This window comes from Microbulbifer sp. ARAS458-1 (genome assembly GCF_045348205.1).
In the GTDB taxonomy this organism is placed as follows: Bacteria; Pseudomonadota; Gammaproteobacteria; order Pseudomonadales; family Cellvibrionaceae; genus Microbulbifer.
Genome location: NZ_CP155838.1, coordinates 432544 through 455696 on the forward strand (window position 1 = coordinate 432544; position 23153 = coordinate 455696).

12 protein-coding genes are annotated in these 23153 nt (G+C 59.4%); 1 reads left to right on the top strand and 11 read right to left on the bottom strand.

All coding sequences use genetic code 11. From position 1 onward, the window contains the following. Positions 1–196 precede the first annotated feature (196 nt). The 9 genes from AAFH99_RS01635 to AAFH99_RS01675 form a co-directional block, all read right to left on the bottom strand. Positions 197–1615: an FAD-dependent oxidoreductase gene (locus AAFH99_RS01635; protein WP_043319708.1), complete on the bottom strand. Its 1419-nt coding sequence runs from the start codon at positions 1613–1615 to the stop codon at positions 197–199. Positions 1616–1630: 15 nt separating this feature from the next. Further along, positions 1631–6082: a glutamate synthase large subunit gene (gltB, locus tag AAFH99_RS01640; RefSeq protein WP_043319709.1), complete on the bottom strand. Its 4452-nt coding sequence runs from the start codon at positions 6080–6082 to the stop codon at positions 1631–1633. A 400-nt stretch (positions 6083–6482) separates the two neighbouring features. Next, positions 6483–7568 (bottom strand): 3-dehydroquinate synthase, encoded by a 1086-nt coding sequence (gene aroB / locus AAFH99_RS01645; protein WP_043319710.1) that lies wholly within the window; start codon positions 7566–7568, stop codon positions 6483–6485. A 76-nt stretch (positions 7569–7644) separates the two neighbouring features. Beyond that, on the bottom strand, positions 7645–8166 hold the full coding sequence (gene aroK, locus AAFH99_RS01650; protein ID WP_406829160.1) for a shikimate kinase AroK: 522 nt from the start codon (positions 8164–8166) through the stop codon (positions 7645–7647). After that, positions 8166–10388: a type IV pilus secretin PilQ gene (gene pilQ / locus AAFH99_RS01655; protein WP_406828485.1), complete on the bottom strand. Its 2223-nt coding sequence runs from the start codon at positions 10386–10388 to the stop codon at positions 8166–8168. Before pilQ ends, aroK begins: the two co-directional genes overlap by 1 nt. A gap of 2 nt (positions 10389–10390) precedes the next feature. Beyond that, the gene (locus AAFH99_RS01660) at positions 10391–10918 is read right to left on the bottom strand and encodes a pilus assembly protein PilP (RefSeq protein WP_043319712.1); all 528 of its coding nucleotides are present in this window, start codon (positions 10916–10918) and stop codon (positions 10391–10393) included. Beyond that, entirely contained in the window at positions 10915–11535 is a 621-nt protein-coding gene (locus AAFH99_RS01665) for a type 4a pilus biogenesis protein PilO (RefSeq protein WP_043319713.1), read from the bottom strand. Before AAFH99_RS01665 ends, AAFH99_RS01660 begins: the two co-directional genes overlap by 4 nt. A gap of 2 nt (positions 11536–11537) precedes the next feature. Next, complete coding sequence (locus AAFH99_RS01670; RefSeq protein ID WP_043319714.1) at positions 11538–12119, bottom strand: PilN domain-containing protein; 582 nt, start codon at positions 12117–12119, stop codon at positions 11538–11540. Positions 12120–12122: 3 nt separating this feature from the next. Beyond that, positions 12123–13199, bottom strand: coding sequence for a pilus assembly protein PilM (locus tag AAFH99_RS01675; protein ID WP_043319715.1), 1077 nt, complete (start codon positions 13197–13199; stop codon positions 12123–12125). A 155-nt stretch (positions 13200–13354) separates the two neighbouring features. Here AAFH99_RS01675 and AAFH99_RS01680 point away from each other — a divergent pair, with 155 nt between their 5' ends. Then, the gene (locus AAFH99_RS01680) at positions 13355–16045 is read left to right on the top strand and encodes a penicillin-binding protein 1A (RefSeq protein ID WP_043319716.1); all 2691 of its coding nucleotides are present in this window, start codon (positions 13355–13357) and stop codon (positions 16043–16045) included. 73 nt (positions 16046–16118) lie between these two features. Here AAFH99_RS01680 and AAFH99_RS01685 read toward each other — a convergent pair whose 3' ends face one another. Together AAFH99_RS01685 and AAFH99_RS01690 are read right to left on the bottom strand one after the other, a co-directional pair. After that, positions 16119–16610: a chemotaxis protein CheW gene (locus tag AAFH99_RS01685; protein ID WP_043319717.1), complete on the bottom strand. Its 492-nt coding sequence runs from the start codon at positions 16608–16610 to the stop codon at positions 16119–16121. A gap of 55 nt (positions 16611–16665) precedes the next feature. Beyond that, positions 16666–23145 (bottom strand): Hpt domain-containing protein, encoded by a 6480-nt coding sequence (locus AAFH99_RS01690; protein WP_406828486.1) that lies wholly within the window; start codon positions 23143–23145, stop codon positions 16666–16668. Positions 23146–23153 lie beyond the last annotated feature (8 nt).

Genomic DNA, 23153 nt, shown 5'->3' on the forward strand with positions numbered 1-23153 from the left:
CAGCACTGAAATACGATGAGAAGGCGCTGATGCCGGTAAACGTTTGCCAGACCTTCTAAAACAGGGACGTTTTAGAAGAGCCCCCATGGATGGGTTATCTGGGGGGCGCCTAGCTCGTGTCTGGCAAACGTTTACCGGCAGCAGTACCGCCACTGAGCCAACTAGCGGTACCACGGAGGCAAAATAAACGAGGAGATTAAACCTCGAGGAAGTCGAGAATACCTTCAGCAGCCTGGCGGCCTTCCCAGATAGCAGTAACAACGAGGTCAGAGCCGCGCACCATATCGCCACCGGCAAAGACTTTTTCGTTGGAAGTCTGGAATTTGTATTCCTGCTTCTCGGGCGCAACCACACCGCCCCAGTCCGCAACCTCGATATTGTGATCACCGAACCACTCAGCGGGGCTCGGGCGGAAGCCGAAGGCTACCAGTACGATATCTGCGGGGATGATTTCCTCGGAGCCGGGTACCACTTCCGGGCGGCGACGGCCGTTTTCATCGGGCTCGCCGAGCTTGGTGGTTACCACCTTAACGCCTTCCACCTTGCCGTCACCGACAATCTCAACCGGCTGGCGATTGAACAGGAAGCGTACGCCCTCTTCCTTCGCATTCGCCACCTCGCGGCGGGAACCCGGCATGTTCTCCTCGTCACGGCGGTAAGCGCAGGTCACGCGCTTGGCACCCTGACGGATGGAGGTACGGTTACAGTCCATCGCGGTGTCACCACCACCGAGGACCACAACACGCTTATCTTCCACCGAAATGAAATCTTCCGGGCTCTTTTCAAAGCCCAGATTGCGGTTCACATTGGCGACCAGGAACGGCAGTGCATCGTACACGCCCGGCAGGTCTTCACCCGGGAACCCACCTTTCATGTAGTTGTAGGTACCCATCGCCAGGAACACCGCATCGTAGTCGGCCATCAGCTGGTCAAAGGTGATGTCCTTGCCGATCTCGGTTTCCAGACAGAACTCCACGCCCATCTCGGTAAAGATCGCGCGACGCTGCTGCATCACGGATTTTTCCAGTTTGAACTCCGGAATACCGAAGGTCAGCAGGCCGCCGATTTCCGGGTACTTGTCGAATACCACCGGCTGTACACCATTGCGCACCAGCACGTCCGCACAGGCCAGGCCCGCGGGGCCGGCGCCGACCACGGCGACGCGTTTGTCGGTCTTCTTCACCGCGCTCAGGTCCGGGCGCCAGCCCAGGGCGAAGGCGGTATCGGTGATGTATTTCTCGGCGTTGCCGATGGTCACCGCACCGAAACCGTCGTTCAGGGTACAGGCCCCTTCACACAGACGGTCCTGCGGGCATACGCGGCCGCACACTTCCGGCAGGGAGTTGGTCTGGTGACTCAGCTCCGCCGCTTCCATGATGTTGCCTTCGCTGATCAGGCGCAGCCAGTTCGGAATGTAGTTGTGTACCGGGCACTTCCATTCGCAGTAAGGGTTACCGCAATCCAGGCAGCGGTGCGCCTGACTGGCCACCTGCTTCTGGGTGTACGGCTGGTAGATCTCCACGAACTGGTTGGTACGCGTGATGATGTCTTTCTTGGCGGGGTCCACTCGGCCCACGTCGACAAACTGGAAATCGTTGTTGAGACGCTGTGACATAAGTAAATATCCCCCTTATTCGCCGCGCTTGCGTACATCGGACAGCAGTCCGGCGAGGCTGGCGGCCTTCGGCTTCACCAACCAGAATTTGTTGAGGTAGTCGTCGAAGTTGTCCAGCAACTCCTCACCCCAGGCACTGCCGGTCTCGGCGACGAACTCCTCGATCACCTCGCGCAGGTGGCTCTGGTATTCTTCCAGGGCCTCGCTGCTGATACGGCGCAGCTCGATCAGCTCGTGGTTGCACTTGTCGAAGAAGTCCCGATCCATATCCAGCACGTAGGCAAAGCCACCGGTCATACCGGCACCGAAGTTGACGCCGGTCTTGCCCAGTACCGCGATCATGCCGCCGGTCATATATTCACAGCAGTGATCACCCGCACCCTCGACCACCGCGAAGGCGCCGGAGTTGCGCACGCCGAAACGCTCGCCTGCACAGCCGGAGGCGAACAGCTTGCCACCGGTAGCACCGTACAGACAGGTGTTGCCGACGATACTGGTTTCCTGAGAAGCGAATTCGCTACCCTGAGGCGGACGGATCACCAGCTTGCCGCCGGCCATACCCTTGCCCACATAGTCGTTGGCGTCGCCTTCCAGATACATTTCCAGACCACCGGCGTTCCACACACCGAAGGACTGACCGGCAACGCCGGTGAGGCGCAGCTTGATCGGCGCATCCGCCATGCCCTGGTTGCCGTGGCGCTTGGCGATCTCCCCGGACAGGCGCGCGCCAATGGAGCGGTCGCAGTTGGTCAGCTTGAAGCTGAATTCGCCACCGGCCAGGTTTTCGATCGCCGGTAGCGTTTCTTTCACCATGCGTTCCGCAAGCAGACCTTTGTCCCAGGGCTCGTTCTTGGCCTGCTGGCAGGTCTGGGGCTTGCTGTCGAGCAGCGCATCGGTATGCAGCAGCGGCGACAGGTCCAGAGTCTTCTGCTTGGCAGTGCGGCCTTCCAGAGTCTCCAGCAGGTCCACGCGGCCCACCAGTTCGTCCATGGTGCGCACACCCAGGCTCGCCATCCACTCGCGGGTTTCCTCGGCCACGAACTTGAAGAAGTTCATCGCCATTTCCACGGTGCCGATGTAATGCTCGTCGCGCAGGTCCTTGTTCTGGGTGGCGACGCCGGTGGCGCAGTTGTTCAGGTGACAGATGCGCAGGTATTTACAGCCCAGCGCCACCATGGGCGCGGTGCCGAAACCGAAGCTCTCGGCACCCAGCATGGCCGCCTTGACCACATCCAGTCCAGACTTCAGACCACCGTCGGTCTGCACCCGTACATTGCCGCGCAGGTCGTTGGCCCGCAGGGTCTGGTGGGTTTCCGCCAGGCCCAGCTCCCAGGGGGAACCGGCGTAGCGGATGGAGGTAATCGGGCTCGCCGCGGTACCGCCGTCGTAACCGGAGATGGTGATCAGGTCCGCGTAGGCCTTGGCCACACCCGCGGCAATGGTGCCGACACCGGGACGGGATACCAGTTTCACCGACACCAGCGCATCCGGATTAACCTGTTTCAGGTCGTAGATCAGCTGCGCCAGATCCTCAATGGAGTAGATATCGTGGTGCGGCGGTGGCGAGATCAGGGTCACGCCAGGCACGGAGTAGCGCAGGCGCGCGATCAGTTCGTTCACCTTGCCGCCGGGCAGCTGGCCGCCTTCACCGGGCTTGGCACCCTGGGCAACCTTGATTTGCAACACCTCGGCATTTACCAGATAGTGCGGGGTCACCCCAAAACGGCCGGAGGCGATCTGCTTGATCTTGGATACCTTGTCGGTACCGAAACGCACCGGGTCCTCACCACCTTCACCGCTGTTGGAGCGGCCACCCAGTCGGTTCATGGCCTGAGCCAATGCCTCGTGGGCTTCCGGCGACAGAGCGCCGAGGGACATGGCAGCGGAGTCGAAGCGGCGCAGGATATTTTCCGCGGGCTCCACTTCTTCCAAAGGAATCGGCTGTACGTCTTTTTTCAGACCCAGCAGGTCGCGCAGGGTGGCCACCGGGCGCTGGTTGATCAGGGTGGCGTAGTCGCGCCAGGCACCGTAATCGCCAGTGCGCACCGCTTCCTGCAGCGCCTTGACCACGTCCGGGTTGAACGCGTGGTATTCCTGGCCGTATACAAATTTGTGCAGACCGCCGGGGGAAACCTTCTTGCGCGGTTTCCACGCCAGTTGCGCGCGCGCGCGCATATCGTCTTCCAGTTCTTTAAAGCCGGCACCCAGAACCCGGGCGGGCGCTTCCGGGAAGCACAGGTCGATCACGTCCTGGGACAGGCCCACCAGTTCGTACAACAGCGCACCGCGGTAGGAGGCGATGGTGGAGATACCCATCTTCGACAGGATCTTCAGCAGGCCCTTGATAATGCCGTTGCGGTAATTCTTCTGCGCGGTGGCGGCGTCCAGCAGCAGCTCACCGGTTTCGATTAGGTGATTGATGATGCTGTAGGAGAAATACGGGTGTACCGCAGTGGCGCCCACGCCGATCAGGCACGCCAGCTGGTGCGAGTCGCGCGCGGTGGCGGTATCCACCACGATATTCGAGTCACAGCGCAGACCGTTGTGCACCAGGTGGTGGTGCACCGCACCGGTGGCCATCAGCGCGTCGATGGGCAGCTTGCCCTCTTCAATTTCGCGGTCCGACAGCACCACGATCACGGTACCGTCTTTGCGCACGGAATCCGCGACATCGCTGCACAGCTTTTCGATGGCGCTCTTCAGGTCCAGCTGCGCGGGATCGTAATTCAGGTCGAATACTTTCGCGGTGAACTCCTCGCGGCCGAGATCCAGCAGCGCGGTGTACTTCATGTGCGACAGTACCGGGGAGGACAGGATCACGCGGTCGGCGTGTTCGACGGTCTCCTCAAATACGGATTTTTCACGGCCCAGGCAGGTTTCCAGGGACATGACGATAGTTTCCCGCAGCGGGTCGATGGGCGGGTTGGTCACCTGTGCAAACTGCTGACGGAAGTAGTCGTACAGGCAGCGGTTACCCTCGGACAGCACCGCCATCGGCGTATCGTCGCCCATGGAACCCACGGCTTCCTGACCGGCTTCCGCCAGCGGGCGGATCACCTGGTCGCGCTCTTCCAGAGAGGAGCTGAACAGCTTCTGGTAAACCTTGAACTGCTCGAAAGAAAAATTGTTGTCCACCGGCGCCGTGACCAGAGTGGAACGAATACGGCGGGCCTTTTCCTTCAGCCACTTTTTATAAGGCTGGGCTTTTTTCAGCTCGCCATCCACCTCGGCGGTGTGGCGCAGTTCACCTTTCAGGGTATCTACAGACAAGATCTGGCCCGGACCGAGACGGCCCTTGGCAACCACGTCCGCGGGGTCGTACTGATAAGTACCCACCTCGGAAGCAACGGTGATGAAATCGTCTTTGGTAATCACCCAGCGGGACGGACGCAGGCCGTTGCGGTCCAGGGTACACACAGCGTGGCGGCCGTCGGTCAGTACCAGGCCGGCGGGGCCATCCCAGGGCTCCATATGCATGGAGTTGTATTCATAGAAGGCACGCAGATCCGAGTCCATGGTGTCCACGTTCTGCCACGCCGGCGGAACCAGCATGCGGATGGCGCGGTGCATATCGATGCCACCCACGGTGAGCAGTTCCAGCATATTATCCAGGCTGGAGGAGTCGGAACCCACGCGGTTCACCAGCGGTGTCAGCTCGGACAGCTCCGGCACCAGCTCGGTAATGAATTTGTTGGTACGCGCCACAGACCAGTTGCGGTTGCCGGTAATGGTGTTGATCTCACCGTTGTGCGCAAGCATGCGGAATGGCTGCGCCAGTGGCCAGCGCGGCATGGTGTTGGTGGAGAAGCGCTGGTGGAATACACAGATGGCGGTTTCCAGGCGCGGGTCTGCCAGATCCGGGAAAAACGCCGGCAGGTCCGCCGGCATCATCAGGCCTTTATAGGAAAGTACGGATGTGGAAAGGCTGCCGATATAAGTGGCGTCGGTGAGCTGCTGTTCGGCTTTACGGCGAGCAACAAACAGGCGCGCATTGAACTGCTGCTGCTCCAGTGCAGTCTCTGCGTTGTTGATCAGCAGGTGCTCGAAACGTGGCAGTGACTCCTTGGCAATAGGGCCCAGGCAATCTTCATTGGTGGGCACGACACGCCAACCCGCCACGCGCAGCCCCTGTTCATGCACCGCTGACTCGAGAATGTTTCGGGCGCCGGCGGCTTCCGCCTCGTCCAGCGGCAACATGATAGAGCCAACCGCGTACAGGTCGGTCAGGTCCTGGCCAAACTGCTCCTTGGCCACAGTGCGCAAAAAGCTGTCCGGCTTCTGCAGCAGAAGGCCGCAGCCGTCACCGGTTTTGCCATCGGCGGCAATACCACCGCGGTGAGTCATACAGGTCAGCGATTCGATCGCTGTCTGCAGTAACTTGTGACTGGTTTGGCCCTTCAGGTGGGCGATGAGTCCAAAGCCACAGTTATCTTTGAACTCATCCAATCGATACAGACCGCTACCCATAGAATTCCTCAAAGTGTTATCGCTACCCCCTACGCCCTGACGGCCCTGGATAATTCACAGTGGCCATCAGTTCACAGTCCATAGACTGCCCCTGGGGGTATATTTATCTACTCTCGAGCCAAAGGTGCCGCAGATTTCACTGAGATTTGTGTTCCCCAATGACAAAAAAAGCCCGCGTGAGGGGCTTGGGGTCGCCTGCACATTGCAAGCCTGCGTTTGTTGTTATCGGCTCCTATTCCCGGCTTTCACCGAGGGGGCGCGCAATATTACTCGCGCCCCCCTGCAATTGCAAGATTCGCCAGTTTTTTTCGCTGTTGGCAGCAGGTTTAACCGATTTATCTTCTTTTGCGACCACTTATCGTCAAAGAATCCTCAGGTTGGTAGTAAAACTACAAAACTGTCACCGAGCGCCGCAGGCGCGCAAAGCCTCCATCAGCTGCTCTTTGGGCGTATCGTCGATAATCTGCGCATCACCCAGCCCGTGAAGTAGTACCAAGCGTAATTTGCCATCCTGCACCTTTTTATCCACAGACATTGCCGTCAGATAGTCGTCGACAGCCATATCCTCAGGAGATTGTTGCGGCAAATTCGCCTGAGTTAGCAGGGTGCGCAGGCGTAAAACCTCATCTTCACCAATCCAGCCCCGCAGGCGCGACAGCTCCGCAGCCATCACCATACCGGCGGCCACCGCCTCGCCGTGCAACCATTTGCCGTAGCCCTGAACCGCTTCAATGGCGTGACCGAAGGTATGACCGAAATTGAGAATGGCACGGCGGCCGGATTCGCGCTCATCTTCGGCGACCACTGCCGCCTTGTCCTCACAGCTTCGCTTCACCGCGTAAGCGAGCGCTTCCGGATCCCGCGCCAATAACTTGTGCATATTCTGTTCCAGCCACTGGAAAAATGGCTTATCGCAGATCATGCCGTATTTGATGACCTCGGCGATGCCGGCTGAAAGTTCGCGATCGGGGAGCGTATTCAGGGTATCAATATCGATCAGCACCAGCTGCGGCTGATAGAAAGCACCGATCATATTTTTGCCGAGCGGGTGATTGACACCGGTCTTGCCTCCCACCGACGAATCCACCTGGGACAACAGGGTAGTAGGCACCTGCACGAAATCCACACCGCGCTGGTAGCAGGCGGCAGCAAAACCGCTCATATCGCCAACCACACCGCCGCCGAGGGCAACAATTGTGGTGGAGCGATCGTGGCGCTTTTCCAGCAGGGTATCAAACACCCGGTTCAGGGTATCCAGAGTCTTGAATGCCTCACCATCGGGTAGCTGGACCGAATCGACCTTGCCAAACCTCCTCAGCCCCTCGAGTATTTTTTCCAGATACAGCGGCGCAATGGTCTCGTTGGTGACGACGAGTACCTGTTTGCCGCGAATGGCCTGCTCAAAATAAGACGGGTTATCCAACAGCGCGGAACCAATCAGAATCGGATAGCTGCGCTCGCCCAGGTCGACATTCAGACGGTGCATGGTTACTCCCTAACGTGCACGGAATAAAAATAAGGGAATTCTAGAAGCAAGAAGAATTCGAGTCGGAAAACCGGGGTCAACCGGGGGCTTCGCCCTGCAAGCGGTCCGCGACCATTTGCGCAGCTTGCTTGGGGGTGCAGTGGTCGGTATCACATACCAGATCCGCAACTTCCGCGTAAAACGCCTCGCGCTGCTTGAGAATTTCGGCGAGCTTGGCCCGCGGATCATCCACTTGCAACAGTGGTCGATTACTGTTCTTGGAGGTGCGCTCGACCAGCTGATCGAGGCTGGCCCGGAGATAGACCACGTAACCCTGCCCTTTCAGCAGCGCCCGGTTTTCCGGCATCAGGACTATACCACCACCGGTGGCGACCACCTGCGTTTCGCCATTGCACAGATCCGCCAAAACCTCGCTCTCACGACGGCGGAAACCGGCCTCCCCTTCCACATCAAAGATCCAGGGAATATCGGCGCCGGTGCGGTCTTCAAGTACTTTATCCGAATCGGCAAAAGGCAGCCCGAGTTGGGCTGCCAGTAATTTGCCGATAGTGGACTTGCCGGCCCCCATGGGACCGACAAGGAAGATGGGTTGGGTAATCACTTGCTGAAGGAGAGGAACTCGTCCTGCATGATGCGCGGGGTGATAAAGATCAGCAGTTCGCGCTTGTCTTCCTGCTTGGTGGTGGTTTTGAACAGGTGGCCCAGGAAGGGAATATCACCAAGCACTGGCACCTTCACCTCACCTTCGATGGCTTGCGCCTCGAAAATACCACCGAGCACGATGGTTTCACCGTTAGCGACCAAGACTTTGGTCTGTAGCGAGTTCACATTTATTGCCGGAATCTGCGCCCCAGTAATCACGTTGGTGAACAACTCACCGACACTGTTCTGGTCGATATTCAGATTCATGATGATATTGTCATCCGGCGTGATCTGCGGGGTCACGTTCAGCAGCAACACCGCTTCTTTAAAGGTCACAGATGCCGCACCGGAGGACGTCGCTTCCAGGTAGGGAATTTCCACACCGGAGCGAATGCTCGCTTCCTGCTTGTCCCCGGTGACCACCTTGGGCTGGGACACGATTTCCGCTTTGCCCACATCTTCCAGTGCAGACAACTCCAGACCCAGCAGGAAGTCTTCCTTGAGGATGGCGTAGGCCACACTGCCTGCAGGATTACTAATACCTAAATCAACTAGCATGGGGCTATGCTCTGTCGCTGGAGCTGACAGATCCGGGCCATCACCATCCCCTTCTGAAATCAGCCCGATTTGACGACCAGAGCCAATACCAATACCGTCATCACCCACATTGTGGTCTTCCAGATAGCTCCAGCGCACGCCGAGACTTTTCTCAAAGTCGGTATTCGCCGTCACGATACGCGCTTCAATCATCACCTGACGAATCGGGATATCGATCGCACTGATCAGGTCGCGGAACTGGGCAATTTTCTCTTCGGTGTCAGTCAGGATAATGGTATTAGTGCGCTCATCGACAATAGCGCTGCCGCGGGATGACAGGATGCTGCGCCCGTCCTGCTGCTCCTGACCGCCAGCAAAGCTGCCCTGTCCAAAGCCGCCACCCTGGCCGCCCTGATTACCGGCAAACAGGGTAAACAGCTCACGGGCATCCGCATAACGGATCTGGATATACTCGGTGCGCAGCGGCGCCAGTTCTTCCAGCTGTTTACGGGTTTCCAGCTCACGGCGCTCGCGCTCGGCAATCTCTGCCGCCGGTGCCACCATGATCACGTTACCCTCCTGACGCTTATCCAGCCCTTTGGCCTTCAGGATCAGCTCCAGAGCCTGGTCCCAGGGGACGCCGTCCAGACGCAGAGTAATACGGCCCTGCACGGTATCACTGGCTACCAGATTGAGATCGGTAAAGTCTGCGATCAACTGCAGCACCGAACGCACTTCGATGTCCTGAAAATTCAAGGACAGCTTCTCGCCGGTAAACGCGAATTCTTTCTGCTTCTCGCGCACCTGTGCCACAGTGAGAGGCTTGACGCTAAGAACGTACTCGGTGTCTGCCTGATAGGCGAGATAATCGTACTCGCCATCGTGAGGGTCTACGGTGATTACGGTATTGCGACCGTCGTAATCGACGCTGATGGCATTCACCGGCGTAGCGAAGTCGGTTACATCCAGACGCTGGCGCAGGGATGGCGGCAACTCGGCACCAAGAAAGGTCAACACAATCTTGCCGCGGGTGCGCTCAACATCGATGTTCACCGCCGGATCGCTCAGACTGACGATGACCTTGCCTTCGCCACCCTCGCCGCGACGGAAGTCCACGTTGTCGATACCCACATTGCCCGCAGGCTTGAACTGGGCATTGCCGCCGATATTGGTGCTGCTATGTACCGGCGCGGTGGTAACCGCTGCGGTAGTCGCAGTATCGGCACCCACCTCCAGCACCACCTGATTGCCAACGCGCTCACTGGTGTACACCGGCAGCTCGTCCAGGTTCAGGATGAGGCGCGTACGGTCCTCACCGGACACAATCACCGCACTGCGCGCGGCGCCGATATCCATGCTGTATTTTTTCTGCGGCAGTACACTCTCGACGCCGGCAAAATCCATCACGATACGCGCGGGCTGTTCAATGGTGTAGCCGGTGGGCTCCGGAGGCACATCACTGAACGTGAGGCGCAGCTGCAGACGGCTTCCCGGCAGCTCGGAGAACTGGATGTCATTCAATTGGCTTGCCAGAGACGGCGCAGCCAGGGGCAGAATCATCAGGCCCAGCAGCAACGCTTTCGCGCGCGGCAGCCTATTGGCTCCCCATGCCAATACACTGGCGAGTTGCTTGGTGATCATTTTTAGTTGTCCTTGTCTTCCAAAGTCAGAGCCCGCGGCCGTTCTATCCAGCCGCCGGTGCCGTCCGGCACAATTTCCAATACATCAAGTTGTGACGATGAGGCGTTGACCACACGCCCGTGATTTTTACCCATATAGTTGCCGATGGTGATGCGATGGATCCCCCCGTCGCCATCATTCACCAGTGCCCAAAGCTGTCCGCCCCGCGAGAGGGTACCAACCATAGACAATGCATCAAACGAGTATCGTTCCAGCAGTTCTTTCTGCCGATTCATATCCGGTGCCACATCCAGCTTGCGCCCCACAAGACGCTGATCCGCCTCCAGAACCGGACGGATGAACGGGCTGCGCATGGCGGCCGCGCTGTATACATAGGGGCTGTAAGGAGTAAATGTGGGAATCGGCTCGATCTGCCCCTTGGGCTTGTGCTTCACCGCCGCCATCTTCTGACGCAGATCACTGTGACTACCATCCAGACTACAGCCGGTCATCGCCAGCAGTGCCGCGGTCAGAGCGAAGTATTTTTTCATCCTTCTTCTCCCTGATCCTTATAGCGATAGGTTTTGGCGTTCACCACCATATTCAGTAGCGCCTTGCCATCCTTACTGGTGTTGATATCAAAATCGTGCAGAGTCACGATCCGCGGCATCCCCGCAATACCGGAAATAAACGCACCGAACTCGTGATAACCGCCCTGCACCTCAATGCGGATGGGCAGCTCCACGTAGAACTCACCTACCTGCTCCCCTTCCAGCGCCACCTTCTGGATGGTAAGGCCGCTACCGCGGCCGAATTCGTCGATATCTTCCAGCAGACCGGGCACTTCAGTGTCCTTGGGCAGCTGCTTGAGCAGTGCCCCGAAAGTCTCTTCCATTTCCGCCAGCTGTTCGCGATAGGCGTCCAGGTTGGCCGCCTCAAAAGACTTGCGCTCGAACTGGGCAAACAGCTCACGCTCTTTATTTGCGGCAAAGTCCAGCTGACCGTAGCGATCTTTGATCATGAAAAAATAGCCACCGCCAATAAGCGCCGCAGCAATAATAACCAGCAATGCGATTCGCCCGGCAAGCGGCCAGACACCGACCCGGGAGAAATCGATATCGTTGATATCCAGCTCATTGAGCTGTTTGAGAGTATCTTCAAGCGCCACGATTACGCTCCACTATTGGCGCCGTCAGCGCCCTCTTCTTTTTTGCGGCCGCTGACACTGACCGTCATTTCAAATGCGCTGGCCTGCTCACCAAATTCAGGCTTGGCTGTCACACCGGTGAGGTTCGGTGACTGAAACCACTCTGACTGGTCCAGGCTGCGCATAAACGAGGAAACCCGGTTATTGGATTCCGCAACGCCGGAGATCTGCAGGGTGCGGCCGGAACGCTTGAGGCTGGTCAACCACAGCCCCTCCGGCGCAGCGCGAACCATCTCATCGAAGTAGCGCACCGCCAGCGGACGGTTGCCCTGCAGCTCCTGAATCACGCGCATGCGGTCGATCAGCTCCTGACGACGCTTCTTCAGATCCTTGATCTCGCGGACCTGTTTGTTCAACGCAGTGATCTCGGTATTCAGCAGCTGATTGCGCTCATTCTGATTGGCAATCTGCGCATCCACCGTCTTCATCCACATAAATACCGAGAAGCCGGCAGCGATCACCACAAGCACCGCAACCTGCTGAAACTCTTTCTGCTTCTGTGCCCGGAATTCCTGGCGCCAGGGGAGTAGGTTAATTTTTGCCATTGATCAGAACTCCCTTTCGCGCATGGCGAGGCCGGCGGCGATCATCAGCGACGGCGCTTCACTCGCCAGCGCCTGACGGTTGACCCGGGATGCGACACTCATATCCCGGAAGGGATTGGCTACCAGCGTGGGCTTGTTTAGCTTTTCGCCCACCAGCTCGGCGAGCCCCTCCATCGCGGCAACGCCGCCACCCAACAGGATGTAATCGACGTCGCTGTAGGAGGTTGAGGAATAGAAAAATTGCAGCGAACGGGTCACCTGCTGGACCACCGCATCGCGGAAGGGCTCGAGCACTTCCGGGTAGTAGTCGTCCGGCAGACCGCTGCCACCCTGACGCTTGGCCAGCGTGGCTTCTTCAGCAGACAGGCCGTAGCGGCGCTGGATCTCATCGGTAAGCTGGCGGCCACCGAACAACTGCTCGCGGGTGTAGACCGTGCGCCCATCTACCATCACGGAGAGAGCACTCATGGTGGCGCCGATATCGATGACCGCAACCACCAGCTGCTCCTGGGCGGGGAACTGGTTATCCAGCAGGGTATAGGCGCGCTCGATAGCGTAGGCCTCTACGTCAACGACCCCCGGTTGCAGATCCGCTTCCGTCAGCGCAGAGATGCGCTGCTCCACATTCTCACTGCGGCAGGCTGCCAGCAACACCTCAACTTGCCCCTCACCCTTTTCGGACGGCCCCTGCACTTCAAAGTCCAGGTTGACCTCATCCAGCGGGTAGGGGATGTACTGATCCGCCTCCAGCGCGATCTGGGCTTCCAGCGCATCGTCAGAGAGGTCCGCAGGCATATCCAGGGTCTTGGTGATGACCGCAGAGCCGGAAACCGCCACCGCCGCCTGACGCAGCCGAGTCTTGGACCGGCGAACCACCTTGCGTATCGCCTCGGCAATCGCTCCCACGTCATTGATATTTTTATCCACCACCGCATTGGGTGGCAGAGGCTCGGTTGCATAGCTTTCCACGCGGTATTTTTCGCCACTGCGACTCAGTTCGAGCAACTTGACCGAGGTGGAGCTAATATCGAGCCCAAGCATGGCTTTCGGGCCCTTGTTGAGAAAAGGGAGCATCCCCATTTTTCTTATCTTTTCCGTGGGTTATGGAGGTTTGATGGTATAGCACTTTAAATTACCGTCGCAACCGCCTTTTGCATAGGTATCAGTGCACATTATTCGTATAATTGTCGAACAGTGCCGATAATTTTGATCAAGACGTATACAGAAGCATTTCAATGACCGAAAAAGCCCGCAACCGCCTGCTGTCTCTGCTGTGGCTGGCTCTGGCCGGCGCCGCCGCCGGTGCCATGGCGTTTTCCAGCATCTACCTGTACCTGAAACCGGGCCTGCCCTCGGTCGAGAGTCTGCGCGATATCCGCCTGCAGACCCCGCTGCGGATCTATTCGCGGGACATGAAACTTATCGGCGAATTCGGCGAGAAGCGCCGAAGCCCCATCACCATCGAACAGACTCCGGACATGTTCATCAAGGCCATTCTGGCCGCGGAGGACGATGGCTTCTACTCCCACAGCGGGGTTTCCATCAAAGGTCTGATGCGCGCGGTACGTCAGCTGGTGGCCAGTGGCTCAATCCAGTCCGGCGGCAGTACGCTGACCATGCAGGTGGCGCGAAATTTCTTTTTGAGCCGCGAACAGCGCTTTATCCGCAAGTTCAACGAGATTCTGCTGTCCCTGCAGATAGAGCAGGAACTCAGCAAAGACGAAATTCTCGCCCTCTACATCAACAAAATTTTCCTCGGTAATCGCGCCTACGGCTTCCAGGCGGCCGCTCACGTCTATTACGGCAAGGACATCAACGAGCTGAACCTTGCCCAATGGGCAATGATGGCGGGCCTCCCCAAGGCACCTTCCACCTACAATCCGATCGCCAATCCATCCCGGGCGCTGGTGCGTCGCAACTGGATTCTGAAACGCATGCTGGACCTGGGTCACATCGACCAGGACGAATATAAGAACTCGATTACCGCACCGGTCACCGCCCGCTATCATGGCCGCGACCTGGACCTCAGCGCCCCCTATGTGGCTGAAATGGCGCGCAAGGAGGCGGTGGACCTGTTTGGCGATGCCGCCTACACCGACGGCTATCAGGTCATTACCACCGTCGACAGCAAGTTACAGGACGCAGCCCGCAAAGCCCTGCAACACGGCCTCGAAACCTACGATGGCCGCCACGGTTATCGCGGTCCGGAGCAGCGCCTGGATACGGAGCTGTTGGCGGACAACGATCAGCTGGTGGACCTGCTGCAGGAAATCCCGGTACTCGGCGGCCTGCAACCAGCGGTGGTGACCGCGGTAAACCCACAAAGCCTCAGGGTGCAGCTGCGTGACCGCCGGGTGGTCGAGATTCCCTGGGAGAATGGGCTTAGCAGTATCCGCCCCTATATTTCCGAGAATGCCCGCGGCGCGCGCCTCAAGTCCGCCGACGAGATGTTCGCACCCGGTGACGTAGTGCGCCTGCGCCGGGTACTGATCAGTGCGGAGCAGGTGGCAGAAGAACAGAAGTCTGCCCGCGAGGCCGAGCTGGCATCCGCCGCAGACCAGCTGGCAAACACCGAGGTGACCGAAGACCCGTTCTCCAGTCCAGAAGGCCTTGACGAGGAAGAGGCACAGGAGCAGCCCCAGGCGCGGGAAGAGTGGCACCTCGCCCAGGTCCCAGAGGCGCAGGGTGCGCTGGTATCCCTGGAGCCGGAAGACGGTGCCATTCGCGCGCTGGTGGGGGGCTACGATTTCCGTCAAAGCCACTTCAATCGTGTGACCCAGGCCGCGCGCCAACCGGGCTCCAGCTTTAAGCCGTTCATCTACTCGGCGGCGCTTGAGAACGGTTATACCGCCGCCAGTATCATCAATGATGCCCCGATTATCTTCGAGCAGACCAACCTGGAAGATGTGTGGCGCCCGGAAAACGATGGCGGCACCTTCCTCGGCCCGACCCGCCTGCGCAAGGCGCTGTATATGTCGCGCAACATGGTCTCGATTCGCCTGCTGCAGTCCCTCGGGCTGGATCGTGCACTGGCATTCGCCGAAGGCTTCGGTTTCGAGCGCGCTAAACTGGCACGCAACCTGTCTATCGCTCTCGGCAGCTCCGCACTGACACCGCTGGAAATGGTGCGTGGCTACGCCGCCTTCGCCAATGGCGGCTTCCGAGTGGAGCCCTACCTGCTGGATCAGGTTCTGGACGTACACGGGGATACGGTCTATCAGGCACTACCGTTGACCGTGTGCCGGGACTGCCCGGAGATGGGCGAGGACCGCGGCCCGGCGCCAGAACCCATTGACCTGCAGTCGGTGCAGCATGAAGCCGTTGCCAACGCCCATGAAGAAGAGCCACTGGAGCTACGCACTCTGCCCGTAGCCCCCCTCAGTGCCGACGAGCAGGCGCGCCCGCGCGCGCCCCGCGCCATGTCTGCGGAAACCGCCTTTATCATGGATTCCATGCTGAAAGACGTGGTCAAGCGCGGCACCGGCCGCAAGGCGCTGGCGATGAACCGGGGTGATATCGCCGGTAAGACCGGTACCACCAATGGCCCTCGCGACTCCTGGTTCTCCGGCTACAGTCCGCACCTGGCCACCAGTGCGTGGGTCGGCTTTGATGCCAACACCCCCCTCGGACGCAATGAATATGGCGGCACCGCGGCGCTACCGATCTGGATCGACTTTATGACCGTCGCCCTGGACGGCTTGCCGGAGCGCCACCTGCCACAACCGGACGGCATAGTGACCATGCGCATCAACCCGCGCACCGGGTTGCGCACTTCCCGCGGTGGTATTTTTGAGATTTTCCGCGCCGATCGGGTACCCGGCCGCGAGACCTACAGCAACTATCCATCGATCTACTCCGACAGCCCGGATACGCCGGACAGCAGCAATGAGCAGGCGCAGGAATCTCTGCCGGAAGAGCTGTTCTAATTCAGCGTTGTCCCATAAACAAAAACGCCGCCCCTGAGGGCGGCGTTTTTGTTTATGGTGTTTGGGGCCGTGGTCAGCGGGAGCTGCGGTACGCGAGACAGGCCTCTTCCATGGTCCCCAGATCCGGGATCACCGCCGCCTCCCCGGAAAGGGCCACGTGCATCAATTCACCCATGGCGCATGCGCCTTCACGACCGGCAAGCTCTTCAGGTGTCACCCGCACCAATCGTGGCGTCCCCTGAAGCACAACCGCAAAAAACGGCAGATCACCATCGGGATTGCCACTGCTCAGTACCGCGATACGGCAGTTACTGCGCAGAGTCGGCATGGCGTTACCACGCATCACCTCAAAAGAAACCAGTGGCAGACGCAACTCGCGCCAGTGCAACTCCCCCATATACCAGTCCGGCGCGTCAAATGCCGAAACCGGGCTTTGCAGCGCGATAATTTCCGACAGAGTATCCACCGGCACCAGCAGCTGGCCGTCGGCCAGTGGCAACAGCAGACTGCTGACTTCCTGGGGCATTTCGGTGGTTGGCAGGGCTTCTATGCCATTTCCGCTCATGCTGTGTGCTCTCCGCCGCTTGCTGGCGTCTCGATGTTGTTGTTACCCATTGCCATCACGCGTCTGACTCCGCGAGGGTGAAATCATGGATGGCTTCCAGCAATACCTCTTCCTGGTAGGGCTTACCGAGGTAGTGGTTGACCCCGAGCGACAGCGCGTGATCGCGGTGCTTCTTACCGGTTCGTGAGGTGATCATGATGATCGGGATATCCCGCAGCCGGCTACTGGAGCGAATATTCCGCGCCACCTCGAAGCCGTCCATGCGCGGCATTTCGATGTCCAGCAGCATCACATCCGGAATCACGTCCTGCAGCTGGATAATGGCGTCCTGACCATCTTTGGCGGTGATCACGCGGAAACCTTCCCGCTCGAGGAAGCGCGTAGTCACCTTGCGTACGGTAACCGAATCATCCACCACCATAACCAGTTTCTGGGCTTCCGGTTCCTCGCGCGTGCTGACCTCCGGCATCTCCTGCAGCAATGGCGTTTCTGGACGCGCCAGCAGCGCCGAGTGTTTGCGCAGCAATGCGTGGGCATCCAGGATCACAACCACCGTACCGTCACCGGTAACCGTAGCACCGGAGACCCCCTGTACCGTCGCAAACTGGGGCCCGAGGCTCTTCACTACGATCTCGCGACTGCCCATGATGGCATCCACCTGAAGTGCCATCGCCGTATTGTCGGAGCGCACCAGCAGCACCGGCATCTGCATATCCTCCACCGCCAGCCGTGGCTGGGCCGAAGACTGCAGCAGGCTGCCGAAGTAGTTCACCTGATAGGGCTCGCCGGCGTATTCAAAACGTGCTTCCGGGGAGCGGTAATAGTGCTCCAGCTCGAACGGGCTCAGGCGCACAATACCCTCAATGGTATTCAGTGGCAGGGCGAACAGATCGTCTCCCACCCGTACCATCAACGCGCGGTTTACCGACACCGTGAATGGCAGGCGCACCACAAATTCCGTACCCGCACCGGCCTGGGAATCAATGGAAACGGAGCCGCCGATCTGCTTGATCTCCGCAGATACCACGTCCATTCCCACACCACGACCGGAAATCTGCGTTACCTGGTCGGCGGTACTGAAGCCCGCCTGCAGAATAAACTGCATGATTTCGCTGTTGGACAGTTCCGCGTCCGGGCGCATCAAGCCGCTTTCGATGGCCTTCTCGCGTACGCGCATCAGGTTGATACCGGCACCATCATCACTGATGGTCAGTACTACCTCACTGCCTTCCCGCGCCACAGCCACGGCGATGCGGCCACGCTCGGGTTTACCCGCTTCGCGACGTTTTTCCGGGGACTCAATACCGTGGTCCACCGCATTCCGCAGCATATGCTCCAACGGCGCAACCATGCGCTCCAGCATGGAGCGATCCAGTTCGCCCTCCACGTTGGAGAACACCAGGTCCACCTGCTTGCCAAGCTCCGCACTGACCTGACGCACGATACGGCGCAGTCGCGGCACCAGTCGGGAGAAAGGAACCATGCGGCTGCGCATCAGGCCTTCCTGCAGCTCGGTATTTACCCGCGATTGCTGCAGCAACAATGTTTCGGTATCCCGAGCCTTATTGCCCAGAGTCTGTCGCAGCTCCAGCAAGTCCGATGTGGACTCCAGCAGGGAGCGGGACAGCTGCTGGAAAGACGAATAGCGGTCCATCTCCAGCGGGTCAAAGTCCACATCCTGTTCCGCCAGCTGTTCCTGGCGGAACTGGATCTGTGCTTCGGTTTCCTTGTCGAGACGGCGCAGCTGCTCGTTCAAACGGGACAGGGTAGAGTCCATCTCGTCCAGCGCCAGTCCGAATTCACTCACCTGCTCTTCCAGTCGACCACGGGAAATCGAGGTCTCACCGGCCAGGTTTACCAGCTCTTCCAGCAACTCCGATGCAACCCGGACCATTTCCTGGGGCTGATTGCGCGGCTGGCCGCCGTCGCGGTCGGAAACGTTTTTTCCCTTGCGTATAAACGGCAGAACATTGCTGTTGTCGGCAGCGGGGATAACTTCCGCAGGCGCTTGGGGCTCCGGCTCGGTCGGCGCGGGCGGCTGCGCTTCCACGTCGGCCTGTACAATCTCCTCGACCACAGGCATATCGAGAGCAATCCCTTCTGTCGCCGGTGTCGAATCTGCGGGCGCACTTACGTCGGTTGCCGCCACATCCGCCCACTGAGTTTCCAGTAATGCACAGAAGGCCGGCAATTCATCACCGCCCATCCAGGCGCGCACGGTTTCGACACCTGCAGCCATGCGGTCGTAAATACCGTGAGCATCGGCGAAGAAGGAACTCGACGGAGCGCTTCCGCTCTGCATGTTTTCGATATCGGTTTCAAAGCGGTGTGCCACCTCACCCAGGCCCATCAGAGCCGCCATACGCGCACCACCCTTGAAGGTGTGCAGCACGCGTTTCAGCGCCTCGGGCATGGCATGGTCATCGGGCGCCTGCTCCCAGTTCTGGATCAGCTCTTCCAGCTCGTCGATCAGGTCCACCGCCTCTTCCAGGAACACCTCGACCACATCCGGGTCGATGTCCGCGAGCAGTGCACGCTGCACATCGCTGATGTCATCGTCAGACAATGTCACAGGGGCGCCGGCAGCCACTGGGGTGGCAGCTGGCGCCTCGCGGTGCTGCGCAGGCTCTTCAGGCGCCGGGGCGACGGTCTCGATATTTGTGGCCGATTCGACAGCTGGCATTGCGGGCGCCAGTTCTGCCTCCTCGCTAACGGTATTGGTGGCGGAGAGCTCTGCCTCCAGCCATTCGACGGTGAGCTCCGGCTCGTCGTCCACTTCTGCATTGATGCCAGGGGCGATTTCTTCCGCGGGCTCTGAAACCGCAGGCGCTGTCTGCTCTGTCTCGCCGGCCATATCGCCAAAGCCGTCGCTATCGCCGCCAGATAGTGCGGTAACCTGATCCGCCGCAGTCTCCTCGGCAACCAGGTCATCGAACCCAAGACCCGCCAGCACGCCGTCCTCGACGCCCGCATCTGCAACTTCGGCAACCGGCTCCGCGGAGACCTCTTCCACATCGGCGAAGCTGAACTCGCTGCTGTCGATACCGTATTCGGACAGGTCGATATCTTCGTCATCGACACTGTCATCACCCTGAGCCAGTGTGCGCAGGGCTTCGCCGACGGCATCACTGACCTGAGGCAGATCCGTAGATGCAGCGACCGCATCCACAAGATCCAGGAGTTCGTTGTGGCCCTGCTCCAGTGCCGCCCACAAGGCGGGCTCCTCTTCCAGGTGACCGTCAATCACCTGGCGATAGACCGCCAATAACAACTGAGACAATTCCTGCAGCGTCGGCAGTTGCGCCTGACCGGCGGCCTGCTGCAGCACATCCAGCTCTTCCGCAACCGGCAATAAAATGGATTTATCACCCGGATGTGCACGCCACTGGTTCAGCATCTGGTCGGCATCCAGCAGCACTTTCATGCCGTCGGCCATAATGACCGCCAGCAGCTGAGGATCTACCGCTTTTGGTTCATTGGCCTCGCGCTCACGGATCAGATGGCCAACCGCGCGCTCCTGCAGTTCGGCTACGCGCGCCAGAAACTGATCACTGCGCTCGACGCTCAGGGGCTCATTGCGATAGATCTGCTGGAGAACCGCGTGAACATAGCTGGCACCATCGGCGATCAGGTCATAGATATCGCTGTCGATAGCGACCTGATAGGTGCGTAGTTCCTTGGCAAAACGCTCCAGCGGCGCCATCAGCTCGGCCACCTGAGTGACTTCCGCCATATGCGCGGAGCCTTTTAGGGTGTGCAGGGCGCGGTGCAGCGGGTCCGATGGAACACCGTAGACGGGAGCAAGCCGGTCCATCTCTGCGAGGAATTCGGCCACGGTAGCCAGGTGGGTTTCCGCTTCCTGTGCGAAGATTTCCCACAACTGCGCATTGTCATCTGCATCGACCAGGCTTTCGTCCGCAGTATATTCCGCCGGCGCGGCGGCCTCGGCGGGCGCAGACTGCGCGAGAGCATCGGGTACTTCGCCGTGAGAAAGCTGTTTCGCCCAGCCTTCCAGCTCCACGGTACGCGCGGGGTCAGGATCACCTGTGCGAGTGCGGAAGCCATCGATCATCGACGGCAACTTCGCCAGCACCTGCTCAATCAGCAGCACGTGCGCACGCACCGGAGAGACGGTTTCGTCCAGTACCCGGTTGAGCATATTTTCCACCGCCCAGGCTAGCTCACCCACTTCCAGTGCTTCGACCATACGGCCAGAGCCTTTGAGGGTGTGAAAGCCACGACGGAATTCCACCAGCGCATCGCGATCAGCGAAATTCGAGGCCCACTGCGGGAAATAGTGATTGATGGTCTCCAGGACCTCGCCAGCCTCCTCGAGGAATATCTCCACGATTTCGTCGTCGATGATACTGGTGTCGTCATCTTCCTCGAGAACCGCTGGGGTTACCGCCGCAGTCGAAATTTCTTCGCTGGGGGATGCGGGCTCTTCGGAGACAGCTTCGCTGGTACCTGCTGCATCTTCCGCAAACCAGCTCTCCTCGATAAGCGAGGGCTCTTCCGCAGCACTATCCGCCACAGGCTGAGTGGTTATCTCGGCAACCGGCTCTTCAGGGGAAGCCTCAACGGGCTTTTCGGAATCCGTTAGAGAGAGACCGGCCAGCGGATCGGCAGGCTCTATGGGAGCAGGGCTATCGCTCTCCTCATCGAGATCAAGCGTAAACTCAAAACTGTCCAGCGCCTGCTGTTCTTCTTCCACCTCTGCAACGGGCGCCTGCTGCTCAGATTCCTCAAACAGCTCGATGCCGTCCAGAGCATCGGTAGTATCAAACTCAGTGGCGGTAGTGGGCGAGCTCTCTTCTTGTGCGGTCGATTCCAGCGCACCCTCGCCATTGGCCACCGCATAGCCCAGTGTCGCGACACTTTCTTCCGCCAATGCAAGCAGCATATCGGCATCTTCGATGCCATCGGCGCGACGCTCGAGGTAATACTCGACACTGGTCACTGCGTCCGCCAGGGTATCCAGCAGTTTCCAGTCGGGCTGATCACCGGCATTGATCAGCCGCTCTTCAATGTAATTACGGCAGGCGCCGACAATCTCACCGGCGCGCTGATAGCCCACCATATCCAGGCCGCCGCAGACTTCCTGCAATCGCTTGGGTACCTGCGACAGGTGACCGGCATCCCAGTGGCTGGCGATATACTCGACCACTGCTTCCTTGACGGTCTCGAGACCGATGCGCGCTTCACGGAGCACCTGCTCGGTGGCTTCGCCCATCAGCGGCGATTCACTGTCGATCTTGCGATCCCGTTCGGCCGCAGCGGCCAGCCCGGAGTCCAGCTGAACCAGTTCGGCAGCGGCCTGCATCAGCAGGTCATCCGGCGCCTCGCTGCGGGACGCATCGCGGAGGTATTCGTAAATACTGCGCGCACGGGTGCGCTGGTTTTCCAGGCCAAGCACGCCGAGGGTATCGGCGATACGCTTGGCAACGACCGCCGTGTCAGACAGCGGCGCCCGCTCACTGGTACTGATACTGGGATCGAGGGACTCGCGCACACTGGCAAGCTCTTCACGCAGAGCAGTGACGGCGGTGCCCATGGCTTCCGGCCCCATGGCCAGAGCATCTTCGGTATCAGGTCGCGGCGTACCCGGCACCGCCTGATCGAGGGCGTATTTCTGATACAGCGCAGTGGTGCGCGGCCCATTGGGTCCACACAGGTACACATAGAACAGCAGATTGCGAATCAGGTCGCGATCCGGGCGCGCATCCAGCACCCGCGCACCCTGGCCAGAAAGCAGACGGAATTCCACATCGATACGGCGCAGCAACTGGCGCAAGGCGGGCAATACATTGACGCGATGATCGGCAATCCCCTCGAGCAGCCCCTGCAGAATTTCCCACAGGTGCTGACGCTGGCTGCCGCTGTACAACAGCGCCATTTTTTCGCTGACCTTGTTCAGGTAAGCGAGACTTTCACCACTGTTTACATCCCGAATCAGCGAGGCGGCCGCCACGTGGTACATCTTGCGCAGCTTGCCCACCAGCTCCTGCAGCTTGGCGTTGTTGGCGAGCAGGGGCTGACGATTTCCACTGGCGTGTTCCAGTGCAGACAGATCCGGCGCAAACAGAGCGCCTTCCGTAATCAGTCGCTCGCGGCGAACCGCGCGCAGATCGTTCAATAGGGGAAGCAACAACACCGCATTATCGCGACGCTGGAAAGCAATTTTTTCGAGGTAGAGGGGGAGTTCCAGCAACGCGCGCATGAGAAATTCGCGCGTTTCATCGCTGTTTTCCACTTCGCCGCTTGCGAGGGCGTGAACCAGCTGCTCCATTTCTTCGGCGAGCATGGCGGCGCCAGTGAGCTCAGCCATATGCAGACTGCCGTGCACCTGGTGGATCAGGTTGAGGCAGTTTTTCAGCAGGTTGTCCGCATCATTACCTGCGGCACCGCTGGTGGCATCCGACGAAGAGGAATCCGAGGCAAAAGTTTCCAACTGCTGGCGCGCCTGGGCCAACGTTTCGTTGATTTCACCAATCAGCCAGTCCAGGGCCACAAAGTTGGGATTGTCGTGACGCACGCCAAGTC